This window comes from Paenibacillus sp. PAMC21692, from assembly GCF_014303795.1.
Classification (GTDB): Bacteria; Bacillota; Bacilli; order Paenibacillales; family Paenibacillaceae; genus Pristimantibacillus; species Pristimantibacillus agaridevorans.
In genome coordinates this window covers 549,253-563,165 of record NZ_CP060293.1, presented here as the reverse complement: position 1 = coordinate 563,165, position 13,913 = coordinate 549,253, and the positions used below count along the sequence as shown (strand labels likewise).

11 protein-coding genes are annotated in these 13,913 nt (G+C 53.1%); 7 read left to right on the top strand and 4 right to left on the bottom strand.

Annotated features, from left to right (window positions below):
* Positions 1-129: 129 nt before the first annotated feature.
* Positions 130-1,233 (bottom strand): alpha/beta hydrolase family protein, encoded by a 1,104-nt coding sequence (locus H7F31_RS02255; RefSeq protein ID WP_187102826.1) that lies wholly within the window; start codon positions 1,231-1,233, stop codon positions 130-132.
* 12 nt (positions 1,234-1,245) lie between these two features.
* Entirely contained in the window at positions 1,246-2,097 is an 852-nt protein-coding gene (locus tag H7F31_RS02250) for a helix-turn-helix transcriptional regulator (protein ID WP_187102825.1), read from the bottom strand.
* 826 nt (positions 2,098-2,923) lie between these two features.
* Here H7F31_RS02250 and H7F31_RS02245 point away from each other — a divergent pair.
* Genes H7F31_RS02245 through H7F31_RS02235 form a run of 3 tightly spaced genes read left to right on the top strand, consistent with a single transcriptional unit; the run spans position 2,924 to position 5,851 of the window.
* Positions 2,924-3,814: an MDR/zinc-dependent alcohol dehydrogenase-like family protein gene (locus H7F31_RS02245; RefSeq protein WP_187102824.1), complete on the top strand. Its 891-nt coding sequence runs from the start codon at positions 2,924-2,926 to the stop codon at positions 3,812-3,814.
* Between the two features lies 1 nt (position 3,815).
* Complete coding sequence (locus H7F31_RS02240; protein WP_187102823.1) at positions 3,816-4,826, top strand: alcohol dehydrogenase catalytic domain-containing protein; 1,011 nt, start codon at positions 3,816-3,818, stop codon at positions 4,824-4,826.
* 23 nt (positions 4,827-4,849) lie between these two features.
* Positions 4,850-5,851: an SGNH/GDSL hydrolase family protein gene (locus tag H7F31_RS02235; protein ID WP_187102822.1), complete on the top strand. Its 1,002-nt coding sequence runs from the start codon at positions 4,850-4,852 to the stop codon at positions 5,849-5,851.
* 347 nt (positions 5,852-6,198) lie between these two features.
* On the opposite strand, the gene H7F31_RS02230 is transcribed toward H7F31_RS02235, so the two are convergent.
* Both H7F31_RS02230 and H7F31_RS02225 read right to left on the bottom strand, forming a co-directional pair.
* Positions 6,199-7,485 carry a sensor histidine kinase gene (locus H7F31_RS02230; protein ID WP_187102821.1) on the bottom strand — a complete coding sequence of 429 codons (1,287 nt, stop codon included), beginning with the start codon at positions 7,483-7,485 and terminating at the stop codon, positions 6,199-6,201.
* 1 nt (position 7,486) lies between these two features.
* The gene (locus tag H7F31_RS02225; RefSeq protein ID WP_187102820.1) at positions 7,487-8,164 is read right to left on the bottom strand and encodes a response regulator transcription factor; all 678 of its coding nucleotides are present in this window, start codon (positions 8,162-8,164) and stop codon (positions 7,487-7,489) included.
* Between the two features lie 264 nt (positions 8,165-8,428).
* Between H7F31_RS02225 and H7F31_RS02220 the strand changes: the two genes are divergently transcribed.
* The 4 genes from H7F31_RS02220 (at position 8,429) to H7F31_RS02205 (ending at position 13,888) form a co-directional block, all read left to right on the top strand.
* Positions 8,429-9,274, top strand: a complete 846-nt coding sequence (locus H7F31_RS02220) for a polyphosphate polymerase domain-containing protein (protein ID WP_187102819.1) — start codon at positions 8,429-8,431, stop codon at positions 9,272-9,274.
* Entirely contained in the window at positions 9,267-9,959 is a 693-nt protein-coding gene (locus H7F31_RS02215) for a DUF4956 domain-containing protein (RefSeq protein WP_187105179.1), read from the top strand. Before H7F31_RS02220 ends, H7F31_RS02215 begins: the two co-directional genes overlap by 8 nt.
* A gap of 38 nt (positions 9,960-9,997) precedes the next feature.
* Entirely contained in the window at positions 9,998-12,076 is a 2,079-nt protein-coding gene (locus H7F31_RS02210) for a carbohydrate-binding domain-containing protein (RefSeq protein ID WP_187102818.1), read from the top strand.
* A 795-nt stretch (positions 12,077-12,871) separates the two neighbouring features.
* Positions 12,872-13,888 (top strand): ABC transporter substrate-binding protein, encoded by a 1,017-nt coding sequence (locus H7F31_RS02205; RefSeq protein ID WP_187102817.1) that lies wholly within the window; start codon positions 12,872-12,874, stop codon positions 13,886-13,888.
* The last annotated feature ends 25 nt before the right edge of the window (positions 13,889-13,913 follow it).

The window sequence follows — 13,913 nt, the reverse complement described above, 5'->3', positions numbered from 1 at the left end:
TTTTTATCAATAAATAGATAAGCAATTTCTAGTTAAGGCGAAAACGCCCCTTATTTTTTAGAGAAGAGGTGTTTTCGCCTTAAACTTATCCCCTAATTTTCTTGAATTTTAGCAACTTCATCTTTGTTGTTAATCCTGTTCAGGAAAAAACGCAATTCCTGAATCCCCCTTAAGCACGTTACAGAAGCTTTCAATCCCATCGTTCGCTAAATCCAATTCATGTTCCCCGTCAAAAGCTTTTGCATAAAACCGATGCGCAATGTTCAACTTCTGATAAAGTGCGGCAATCTTATCGATTTCCGGCTGGGCATGCGCATACTGAAAAAGCTCGTCCCGGATGCCGACTTCCAAATATAAATGCCGCGGAGCGATCAGCGAACCTATCTCCGCATCTAAAAATCGGTTTCCCGCATTAAACCAAGTGAAGTCGGGCCAATCAATAACAAATCGATTATTGATAAAGCAGGACGAATAGGCCGCCTTTATTCTAGTATCGAGCGCGGCGGTATACAGGGTATAAAAACCGCCGTAAGATAATCCGATCATCCCGATATTGGAACGATCGATATCCTGCCTGGAAGTTAAGTAATCGAGCGCCCTTTGGATTTTAAATATTTCAACCGCGGTAATGGAACTTCCCAAATGCTTGAGTTGATTATCGTATACGTTTCGCTGATGCTCAGGGCCGTAGGTATCGTTCCAAAGGATCAATTGCGGCGCGAAAACAGCTACTCCTTGCTCCAATACCCTGCGTGTCATATCGTTATAATTATTATCGCCATAAAAACCCGAGCAGAGCTCGGGCGTCCCCCCTCCGCCATGTTGAGAGATGGCAAGAGGATACGGCCCGGGCGCATGCGGAAGGAACAAGATGCCATACGTCGTTAAACCGAAACCAGCCTCGACTTCGACGCGATAAATGCTTCCCAGCGCATCTTTGGACACGTAAATTACATTCGCTTCCGGAACCGCGTCAACGTCGGCGTGCGAATGGAAATCAGCGGCATACTCCTCGCCTAGAGGCCATCCTAACATATTTTTTACTTGCACTCGCATTCGTCTAGCATCTTGCTCGTATTCAGCTACGCTTGCGGTGTTTGGTTGAAAAAAAGCAGTGCGTCTCGCAGCCGAATCGTTGCGCATCCGTTCAATCAAAGCTTCAAATTCATCTTTTTGTTTTTTACGGTATTCATAGCCTTCAGTTACTTGTTCGGTATAACGTTCCTGATCCATCTAAAACCCTCCTCAGTTCGATTTTTCTTTCGGTCCTTTCAGATGCTTGCGCCATTCCGCCGGGCTTTGCCCGTAGTGGGCTTTAAATATCCGGGAAAAGTAATGAACGCTGGCAAATCCCGTATCTTGGGCGATAGCGCTTATCGGCAGATCGCTTCCGGACAAGTAGCTGGCAGCCGCCTTCAAACGAAGGTCCCGAAGATATTCGAACGGCGTCATCTGCATATGCTTCTTAAATAGCCGCACGAGATAAGAGGGGTCCAGGGCGACGACTTCCGCAAGAGCTTCCAGCGTAACGTTTTCTTTATACCGCCAATCCATGTAGTCAATCAGCAAATCTACCGCGGCGCGCGACTTGTGCTTCACCTTGCGTTCTTCGACAGCCGATTTTTCCGGATCCTCGATCATATGGGCGATAAGCTTGTACGTCTTGCGGATCTCCAGCAAGCATACATCCCCGAGGTTCGAATCTTGTCCGGCCAGGCACGTCGATTGGAGATGATAAACAAAATCGAGAGTTTGAAGAATCGAAGATGCGAGCATTGTTTTGGAATAGATGCCTTTATGGGCCTGCATGAAATTCCACTCATCCACTTGTTGGTCGGTGAACGGGAACTCCTCGATCTCGTCAAGCTCCAGAAAACGAAATTTCGCTTCCGCTTGCAAGCTCTCCAGCTCATGCGGCGTCGAGGCAGCCAAAATAAATACGGCCGGCGCATCCGCTTCGCATATATTCGCTCTCCACTTAAACCGTACTTTCCCTTCGGTAATATAGAGAATTTCATAACTGGACGGGTGCATCCCCCCGCCAGGCAGCTCCGCCGACCTGGATAAGGTTCCCGCCCCGCAATTTCTAATTTTCAACAGGATCCCTCCTTCAGAAAACAATGTCAATATTGTTCAAATGAATGATCGGTAAAAAGTCAGATAACCATTGATTATAAGGACATTTATAAATAATAAAAGGACTATAATATGATATCTTTTGTTTTACCCTAGTATACAGCCAATCCGTTTAATAGCAAACACGAAAAGCCTCCATAACAAGGGACCAAATACGATCCGATATTGCATCTCGCCCTGGTAGGCGTTAAAAACGTCGATGTACCGGAATGTAACTAGAATGCGAATAACGAACGGAGTTACACCTACAGAGTATGGGCCGTCCCATAATCTAACGGACTCACGAAACACTATTAGCCGGTTTTACGCAAGGATCAAATTCTAACGGACAGGAGCGACGTTTTATGGCCGAAATATAACAAAAGGTTGCTCGGATGCTGCAAATAGGGTCGCGTGTGTCCGTTAGATTTTAGAAACATCATTTAATCGAAGAATAGCGACGCTCCTGTCCGTTAGAAGGAAAAAGGCTTTCCTAGACTATAGGATTAGCATGACAACTTTTACGGAAAGAACCTATAGAGGCAAGAAGTTAATTTCATTGATGTCAATCGTGTGCAAACGGAATGTAGAGAAATACCTATTGAGTGCTTAAATTAAAGGGAATTATTTAATTGAATAGGAGTATATAATGCAAATACATAATGCCTGTTCTATTGTACACTAGACCCATACAGCATCATATTCTGCAAATGAAAGAGGGCTGATTTCAATTAAAGCGCTACAGATAACGGGAAAGAATGCGTTCGAAATTATTACGATTCCATCGGAAGTTCCGCAAGATGATCAAGTGACAGTGCGCATAGAGATCGTGTCCACCTGCCCGCGATGGGATATGAATATGATGGGCGGCAAGGATATGTTTGATGCGACCAAGGAACCGGACTATCCTTTGCTGCCAGGCTTCCCCGGGCATGAGATGGCAGGGACTGTCGTTGCGGTTGGCAGCAAGGTGACGTCGCTTAAGGTTGGGGACCGAGTGGCGGCATTGGAGCATCTGTTAGGCAACGGCGCCTATGCGGAATACTTGAATTACCGCACTCATGAGTTGATTAAACTTCCCGATGAAGTGAGTTGGAAGCAAGCCGTTTCCTTTGAATTGCTTAAGTGCGTATTGATCGGACTGCTGCAATTTGGCGATATATCCGGCAAATCGATGCTCGTATCCGGACTAGGCCCTGCCGGTATGCTTGCGATGCAGGCCGCCCGATTAATGGGAGCTACAAGGGTTGTCGCCGTTGATATTAACCGCGATCGGATCGCGTATGTAAATGAACTTGGGATCGGATTGGCAAAGCACTTGGACGATCTGGAGGATGAGCGCTTCGACCTCGGCTACGATTGCGTAGGGGCTGCGCCGTCCGTTCAAGCTTTGTTAGAACGAACAGACTCGCATGTAGTCATTTTTGGCGTCCTCAAGGGAGAAATCAGATATGGAGACCATCTCTGGTTAAAGGGCATGAAGCTGGAATCTTATCGATATCGGAAATTCGGAGAAAGCGACCAGGAGCTGCTCCTTGACCTTGTCGTCCATAAAGGATTAAACACGGAATGCCTGCAAACGCACCACATTCCTCTATACCGATACCAGGAAACCGTCGAGCTGCTGCAAAAACAAGAGGCGATCAAAGTTTTCGCATACCCTCCTGTCGATTTCGCAGCCGCTGCGAAGGAGGGATAACATGCGAGCCGAAGCCGTCGTCTTTACAGGCGTAAGACAGGTTTGTTATATGGAAGTTGATGTTCCCGAGCCGGGACCCGAGGATGTCGTCATCGATCTCGAGTATTCCTGGATCAGCAACGGCACGGAATCCTCCTTCCTGTACGGGGAGAGAATTTCCGGTGAACAAGTCACACGGCCGGGGGATGTGCTGCCGTTCCCCCAAGTGGCCGGTTATCAGAAGGTTGGCATCATTAGAAGCGTCGGCGAACAAGTAACGGGCCTGGTACCCGGGGATCGGGTGTTTGCTTCAATCAGCATGGTAAACGGAATGATGTTTGACTCCGGCGGGCACATCAATCCTTCTGTTACCCACGCCAGCCAAGTTTGGAAACTGCCGGAAAATGCTGAGCCTATCGCATACAGCGGGGCGGTTCTCACCCAAGTCGGATACAATTGCGGCACACGTCCCGCAGTGGCACCTGGCGATATCGCCGTCGTCATCGGAGACGGGATGGTCGGTCAATGGGCCGCGCAGACGCTCGCCCATAGAGGAGCCAACGTGACCGTTCTGGGCAGGCATGACCAAAGATTGGCGCTGCTGCCTTCGTCGATTGGCTCCTTCAATTTGAAACGGCAGGCTCTGGCGGATTGGATCGGCGATCGCACGGATATTGCCGTAGTCGTCGACACGGTCGGAGCCATGGATACATTTCGCGAGCTGAAACCCGCGATGAAGCTAAATAGTCATCTTGTATCGGCCGGTTTTCTCGGAACAGAGGGGATGGTCGATATCCAGGAACTGCGGCCGCAGGAGATCACGCTGCACAGCCCCTCCGGGTGGACAAAACAGCGGATGGACGATACGATAATCGGGATACGCGATGGCTGGCTGCAAACGCTGCCTCTTATCACCCACAGGATAAAGGCGGAAGACGCGGAACAAGCCTGGAACATCATCATGGGCAAATCCGATTTTTTTCTGGGCATCGTGCTCGAATGGTCGAAGGGGACGGAATCGGGAGAGGCCTGATCAATGAGGAGTGAAGTCGTTAGATGACAAACAAACAACTAGCGGAAACATTCGTATTTATGAAAGAAGAAGCCTTGCCCCTCAGGTACAAACCGCTGGCCGGCGAGTCTACAGCTATGCGAAACCGTTCGAGAAAGGATCTCGCGGATACGATCCAGTATGAGGAAGGCAAGGACTATATCGTCGACTATGAGGAAGGCACGATTCGCCGCGCGAACGGCAGCCGTATTCCCGATGGTTCCCTTCATCCGATGTACGGGGTAAGCGGGTTCGATCACAATCGTTACTCCGATTTCAGCAATCAGGCATACACCGTATACGTGGATTACTCTACGGAGTCCGTGACGGAGGACCGTAGCCTGACGACCGAAGATATCGAGCGTTCGGGATTGTTGAGGCGGTTGGCCGGCAAGCTGAAAGCGGGAGAAGAAGCCGTCTACGTCGTCTACGGGGACAGCATCAGCACGGGTGGAGAAGCCAGCGAAGAAGGTTTGGCGTACTTCGGCAGAATCAGGGACACACTGCAAAGCTTATATAAGGAAGGCCGTATTCAGATTGTAAACAAAGCGATAGGCGGCGAGGATACAAGCGGCGGCGTAAGGCGAGTGGCTAGCGACGTCGTTCCTCTCAACGCGGATTTGGTTTCTATTGGTTACGGCATGAACGATCAGAACAAGCAGGCAGACGGCCATACGACTACTCTTGAAGATTTCGAGAAGAACCTTCGATTTATGATCGATACGATCCGCAATGCCGGCGATAGCGATATCCTTCTCGTAACGCCATGCGAGCCCAATCCGAATTGGCAGCATACGAGCGGCAAAACCGCTCTGTATGCCGACGTCATTCGCCGCTTGGGCGACGAATATGGCATCGGAGTGTTAGACGCACATGCCACCTGGGCAGCCGAGCTTGCAGCCGGCAAGACGCATGAGAGCCTGCTGCTCAACAACATCAACCATCCGAACGATTACGGCCATTGGATCTACAGCCAAGCTCTCTCTCCGATGCTGAAAAAGCGATAGGGGATCGGCATAAATTGCAGCCGCTCCCCTGTACTGAAATCGGACTTTTTGACCATATAAAGAAGTAAAAGTTTTCGGTTCTCGAAAGCGGATTTCTTATTGGAACAGGAAGTATTTCTGGTAAATCATTGACATGTCATCTTCACGATTGATGAGGATCTTCGGAATGTGTTTTATTTCCTCGGTATGCTGGGTGCAGCCGCTCCGGGTGGAGACTAAGTCGGCGTCGTCGATCTAAAGCTCGCCGACTGGCTGTCTTTCAAGATTTAAGTCGGCGTCGTCGATCTAAAGCTCGCCGACTGGCTGCCTTTCAAGATGCCTCGATAGAGGTTTTCTCAACGCACACTTTAGTAAGCCGGCAGCTGCAGCAGGAACGTCGTCGATTCGCCGACCGTGCTTCTTGCCTGCAGCTTGCCGCCGTGCTGATCCACGATGGACCGCGCGATCGCAAGGCCCAGTCCGTGGCCGCCCTGCGAGCGGGTACGCGAGGTGTCCGTACGGTAGAAGCGGTCGAAGATCCGGCCGAGATGCTCCGGCGCGATGCCTTCGCCGGTATTGGTGACCGACAGCACGACATCGTGCTGTTGTTTTTTTAGCGCGATCGTAATTTCGCCGCGCGGATTCGCGTACTTGATGGCGTTGTCCAGCAGAATCATGATGACTTGCTTCATCTGCTCGGGACTGCCGAGCGTCTTTAACCCATGCTCGATGTCGTAATCCAGCCGAAGCTGCTTCTCAAAGATCACCGCCTCCATCGTCAGCACGATCGTCTCCAGCGTGTCGCTGAGATCGAATGCCGCGTGCATCATGGTGGAACGCGACTCGTCCATCTCCGTCAAGTACAGCAGATCGCTCGTCAGCTTCGCCATCCGGTGGGTCTCCTGCTTGATGTAGTGCAGCCACTTCTCTTGGCTGGCGATCGTATCCTCGCGATTGGCGAGCAGCACGTCCGTATTGGTCCCGATGACGGCCAGCGGCGTCTTGAGCTCATGCGAAGCATCGGCGATGAACTGCTTCTGCTTTTCGAAGGCTTGTTTGACAGGCCGAATGGATCGATTGGCGAAGAAACGGCTGATGAAGTAGATGACGATCAGCATTCCGAGACCAACGGCCGCGAACGTGTAGATCAGCTTGGTCAAAATAGCCTGCTGGGCGGTGACGTCCATGAATACGTACAACGTGCCGGCGTTCGTTTCCTGCGCATTGAACGCCCAGTCATTGCCGTCATGCGCGAATTGCCCGGTCTCCCCGCCGCTTGCAAGCGCCTTGCGCAGCGCCTCCTCGTAGAAACCATCTTCCAAATCGAACGGCGAATCCGCCGCTTTAATCGTGCCGTCCGCGCTTGCCAGCAGCATAAACGAGACGGTTCTGCCCGGGGGCGGTCCTCCGTAGCCCGATAGGATCGGCAGAGTGCCCGGCAGACCGTTCTGAAAGCCGACGCCCGGCAACCGCCGTTTGCCGTCTCCGCCGAGAGGCATCCGGAAAAACTCTGAGGTTTTATGCAGCTCAATATCGATATCTCTCCGTACATCCTGATACGTGATCGTATAGATCGTGACAAAGGCGACCAGCATCATGACGGAGATCGTCACAAGGTTGAGCAGGAGGAAACGGTTTTTCAGCTTTTTGAACATGTTATTTGGCCACCTCCAGCACGTAGCCGACGCCCCGGATCGTGTTGATCTTCACCTCGGAGTGGAGGAAGGTCAGCTTTTTCCGCAGGAAAGAAATGTACACCTCCACGTTGTTATATTCTACTTCCGAATCGAATCCCCACAGCTTCTCGATAATTTGTTCCTTCGACGTGACTGCTTGCTTTCGTGTCGCCAGCAGCTCCAGCAGCTCGCATTCCTTTAGATTAAGCTTTAGCTCCTTGCCCTTAACGGTGACCTTTAATTGGGCTGTGCTCAGCTCGATATCTCCGAAGGAGATGCCCTCCTCGGGGATGACCTCGCCCTTACGGCGCAGCGCCGCCCGAATTCGCGCCAGCAGCTCTTCGGTAGAGAACGGCTTGGCGATATAGTCGTCGGCGCCGTGATCGAGCCCGGCTACTTTATCCGTGATTTCTCCTTTGGCCGTAAGCAGAATGACCGGTGTGGACACGCCCTCTCCCCGCAGCTTGCGAAGCACCGTCATGCCATCCATCTCCGGCATCATGATGTCGAGCAGCAGCAGGTCGTAGATGCCGCTCAGGGCGTAATCGTAGGCGGAACGGCCATCAAACACGACGTCTACGGAGTAATGTTGTTTCTTTAATATTTGTGATAAGGCCTCGGCCAAATGAGTTTCGTCTTCCGCGATCAATATCCTCATCGTGTATCATCCCTTGCTTGAAGTCTTTGTTGGTCATCTCATTATAGCAATTCAACCTTGAATCAACCTTAACTTTGCGGCGCGGCCTGCATCGGATAACAAAGAGTTTGCGCGGGTGCTTGCGGACGGCTCCATATTAATGAAGCGGAAACTTTTTGGAGGAATTGTAAAGGTGTTTAAGGTTCATTCAAGGTTGAAGGGCTAATATACAGACAAGGCAAGCGGCACTGTGAACGCGGCAAGCGACGAAAGGGAGGATCGGCAATGGCCATTGAGGTGTTTAACCGATACGAAAATAAATATTTGCTCGACGATGCGGCATATCGGAGCTTCTACTACGATCTGCTCGACTATATGGAGCTGGATGACTATAACAAGCAGCATGAGTATTATTCGATCTGCAATTTGTATTTTGATACGACGCATAATTCGCTCATCCGCACCAGTCTGTCCAAGCCGAAATACAGGGAGAAGCTCAGACTGAGGGCTTACGGCGTACCCGGCGAGGATGCGAAGGTGTATCTGGAGCTCAAAAAGAAGGTGTTCGGCATCGTCAACAAGCGCAGAACGGGATTGAGGCTGGCCGAGGCGTACGACTTCGTCCGTACGGGGATTGCCCCGAAGCATCAGTCCTACATGAACAAGCAGGTGGTCGCCGAGATTGCTTACTTCCTGAGCCGCTATGAGCTGGAGCCCAAGGTATATCTGGCCTATGAGCGTAAAGCGATGTTTAGCAAGGAGAGCCGCGATCTGCGCATTACTTTCGATACCAACATCCGCCACCGGCGTTACGATCTGGGGTTGGAGCTCGGCGATCACGGCGAGCCTCTAAATCCCGAAGGCAAGTGGCTGATGGAGGTCAAGGCGGAGAAGACCGTTCCGATGTGGCTGTCGCGACTGCTCTCGGAGCATGGCTTGTACCGCACGAGCTTCTCCAAATACGGCAACGAATACAAAAAAACGGTGCGCGGGGGCATAGGCAGCAATGGGTTGGGCAGCATTGTCGTTCCGGGAGGCAATTTCATCACGACGGCGGGCCTCGCAGCCGCAGCGTCCAGCCAATCCCAGTCTACACCTCAACAGGAAAGCGAGCGTGTCTTATATGTTTGATTTTCAAAGTTTATTTAATCCAACGACGGCAGAGACGACGATGACTTTCGGCTCGGCGGTAGCCACCATTTTGATCGCGATCGCGTTGGGCGTTATTATTAGCATGACTTACATGCGCACGAACCAGAGCGGATATTCGCCGAACTTCACGCTCACGATGGTTATTCTTCCCGTCATCGTCGCCATTATTATCCTTCTCATCGGCAGCAACATCGCGCGGGCGTTTAGCCTAGCGGGCGCCTTCTCCATCATCCGGTTCCGCAGCGCGCCCGGCGATCCCAAGGACATTGCTTACGTGCTCTTTACGATGGCGGCCGGACTTGCGTGCGGCGTCGGAGCTTTCGGCTATGGGGTGCTGTTTACGATCATCTTGTGCGTGCTCATGTTCGTGCTCAGCAAAATCAAGTATGGCGCAAGAAAGGCCGAGCAAAAGCAATTGAAGGTCACGATTCCGGAGAGTTTGGGCTACGAGGAAGCATTCCGCGAAGTATTCGAGCAATTCGGGGTGGCGTATGAGTTAAAGCGAGTACGAACGACGGAGCTGGGAAGTCTGTACGAGCTGGTGTATGGAGTAACGCTCGGGCAGACGGTGAACCAGAAGGAACTGCTGGACGCGATTCGCTGCCGGAACGGCAATCTGGATGTGTCCCTGACCATGACGCCGACCGTAGCGGCGGATTATTAACATTTAGATTTCGGAGATTCGGAAAGGGAGGATACCAGATGAAGAGTGCAAAGATCAAACATTATATAGGCGTTATCGCGTTGTGCGCCGTACTTCTGACGTCGGCTTGCAGCAAAAATGACGACGGAGCGGCAGCGGCTACGGCTATCCCATCGACGGAGCAGGCGGCAAACCAGGGATCCGAGGGTTCCGCAGCTCTGGAGAAGGTCAATCTTACGATGGATGATCTCGTTACGTTCGATGATGAGGACTACGATACAGCCTGGAGTGCGGACACGGCGACGAGCATCACCTTCGAGGGAGCGAGCGCTGCCGTGAGCGGCAGCGGGGCGAAGGCGGCGGACGACGGATCGGTCAGTATAACGGCTGCGGGCACCTATGTGCTGAGCGGACAGCTGAACGATGGACAAGTTACGATCGATGCGCCGGACGAGACTGTGCATGTCGTGTTGAACGGCGTCGGGCTAAGCAACAAGGACAATTCGCCCTTCTACATCGTAGAGGCCGGGAAGGTTATCGTCACGCTGGAAGAAGGGACCGATAATACGCTCACGGACGGAGCGGATTATGTCTACGCAGATGCAACGGCGGACGAGCCGGATGCGGCGCTGTTCAGCAAGGCGGATCTGATCATTAACGGCACCGGTTCGCTTACCGTGGAGGGCAACTACAATGACGGCATCAAAAGCAAGGATGATTTGCTGCTTGTGTCCGGCGAAATCAACGTAAAGTCCGTCGACGACGGACTGGTGGGCAAGGACCGGGTAGCCGCGCTGGATGGCGTGACGCTGACCGTGTATGCGGGCGGAGACGGTTTGAAGTCGACGAACGCGGAGGAAGAGGGCAAAGGGATTGTCGCGATAGGCGGCGGGACATTCGATATCGTCTCGGGCAACGACGCGATTCAAGCGGAGACCTCGCTGCTCGTCGAAGACGGCGCGTTTAAACTGGTCAGCGGCGGCGGAAGCGCGAACGGCGAGACGCATGTCGAGGAACGCGGCGGCTGGGGCGGCGGCCAAGGCATGATGGGCGGCAGGCAAGGCGGTACGGGTACGGCGGCGCCGACTGACGCCGCAGCCAACACGGCGACGGAGTCCACCAGCGCCAAAGGGCTGAAGGCAGGCGGCGGCTTGCAAGTGAACGGAGGCGCGTTCGAAGTCGACGCGGCGGATGATGCCGTGCATGCGAACGGCAGCCTGCTCATTAATGGCGGCACCTTCTTGCTGGCAAGCGGCGATGACGGCATTCACGCCGACGCTTCGGTCACGATTGCCGGAGGTACGATCGATATTACGACAAGCTACGAAGGCGTAGAAGGCTCGACGATTACCGTCACAGGCGGGGAGATTGCGTTAACGGCATCGGACGACGGCTTTAACGTTGCGGGCGGCAACGATTCCAATGCAGGTATGCCGGGCCGTGCTTCGCAGGACAGCTTTGCGGCAGGCTCCGATCGGTTGCTGACGATCAGCGGCGGCACGATCACGGTAAACGCGAACGGCGATGGGCTGGATGCCAACGGCTCCATTGTAATGAGCGGCGGAACGGTCTACGTGAACGGACCGACGGGCAACGGCAACGGCTCGCTCGACTACGACGGCACGTTCGACATCAGCGGGGGTTTGCTGATCGCTGCAGGCAGCTCCGGCATGGTGCAGGCAACGTCGGAGACCTCTACGCAGCAGTCGATCCTAATGACCTTTCCGCAGTCGCTTCAAGGCGGCACGAGTGTACGTTTGGTCGACGGCGACGGCAACGAGATCGCGGCCTTCGCTCCGGAGAAGACGTTCCAATCCGTGTTGTTCAGCTCTCCGGACATTAAGCAAGGCAGCACATACGTCATCTACTCCGGGGACACGAAGATCGTAGAGTTCGAGGTGACGAGCACAGTCACTTGGGTGAACGAATCCGGCATTACGACCGGTGGCGGCATGGGCATGGGCGGTCCCGGCGGCGGTATGGGCGGCGGAGGCGGCCAGCGCCCGGATCGCGGCCAGCGTCCTGAAGGGGACATGCAGGGAGGTCAACCGCCAGAGGGCTTCGAGCCGCCCGCTGATGGAGCAGCTCCGCCCGCCGGAGCGGAAGCCCCGGCTGCGGGTAGTCCGCAGACACAGTAGCGTTGCCGGATGGGGAGCATGCAGTTGCAGTAGGACTGCTGTAGGAGTGAAAGCCAGCTGCAGGTAGCCCGTAGACGCAGTAGTGTTTCCGGAGGGGAGCACACAGACGCAATACGCGGCTGCAAGCTCGGCAGCTCAGGATCGGCGTCGTTGGGGACAGGAGCCGGCAGAACGCATATGATGTAACAACGATTATGGAGCGGAAAGCGGTATAGGCCTTCATTCATGTTCAAGAACCGTCAGGCAATCGGCTGGAATAACAGCTTGTGCCTGGCGGTTTTCTGCCATTATGTCGTCAGGGACATAAGCGTGCGATAACAATTGTACGAATATACACAATTATTAGCCCAGAAGCGTTAGTTTTAGGTTTATTTGTGTATATCTACACAAATATTGACTTTGCGGACTCCTGGGCGGGGAAGTTTAATAAGAATTTGTGTATAATTGAACAATTTATTGTAAGTGGCCGATCTCCGATCATGAATTTGTGTATAAATGTACAATTACGCTCGAAGGCTGCTGTTTAATATAGAGGAAAACATAAGTTTGCTCATACTTTCTCTACGCGGTTTCGCCGAAACGAGGACGATTATAGAAAAGGACGCCTTCAGGCGTTTTTCTCACGGAGCTCGATGCGGCAACAAGATCGACGGTGTTCGTTGAACTTTCGACTTAAGAGTCGATACGCGCATTTTGTCCAGTTTTTTTGCGGGAAATGTCCATGGATTAAGCGGATGGAGGGGAGTAAGATGAATACGTCGATAATGAGAATGTTTATCAAATGGAGGAATTACGATGTATACCGCTGCACGCCAAAAAAATGGGATCACCCTGCTCGTTCTGCTGCTGACGGCGCTTCTGCTGGCCGCTTGCGGATCAAATAACGCGCCTGTTGCTTCCCCATCCCCATTGCAAGAAGCGTCGCCGACGTCGTCGTCGGAGCCTTCTCCGTCAGCGGAGTCCGGCACGCGCGAATACGAGGATGCATTAGGTCGCAAAGTCGAAATTCCGACCCGTCCGGAGCGCATTATCGCCCACTATTACGCTTCCGAATTTACGGCGCTCGGCGTTCCTATCGTCGGAACGAACTATCTGAACGCGCAGCTGGTGTTGACGCAAGACCAGCTTGAGGGCATTGAAGACATCGGCGGGGACGGACTTGTGCCGAACATCGAGAAGGTGCTGGCGCTGGAGCCCGACCTGATCGTGGTGCCTGACTTCCTGGAGGCAGCCGACGTGGATGCTCTGGCCAAAGTCGCTCCGACGGTCGTTGTCGCTTATGGCGCTGACGCATTCGAGCATGTTCGCGAGGCGGCCGACCTGGCGGGCAAGCCGGAGCTTGCGGAGGCCTGGCAGAAGGGCTATGACGAGAAAGTGGCGAAGCAACGCGAAGTCGTCCAGGCTCATATTAAACAAGGAGAGACGGCATCGGCATTCGTCCTTTACTCGGACAAGAAGCTGTATGTATACAACAAACAACGGCTGGGTCCGACTATGTACGATGCGTTCAACTTCCAGGTTCCCGCCAAGGTAACGGAGCTGTTCGCAAGCGATCCGTCGCAGCTGTGGGCGGAGATCTCGCTGGAGAAGCTGCCGGAATACGTTGGCGATCGCATCTTCCTGGTAGGTCCAGGCGATGACGAAGAATCCAAAAAGGTGCTTAATGAGGTGTTAAACGGTCCTGTGTGGAGCACGCTTCCTGCAGTGAAGAACAACCAGGCGTATATCGTAGGTTCGCGCTGGGCCATGAACGACCCGCTGTCGCTGGAGTGGCTGCTGGACGAGATGGCCGCCGAGCTGACCGCCAAGTAGGATTACGGTTGTTGTTTGGACAATA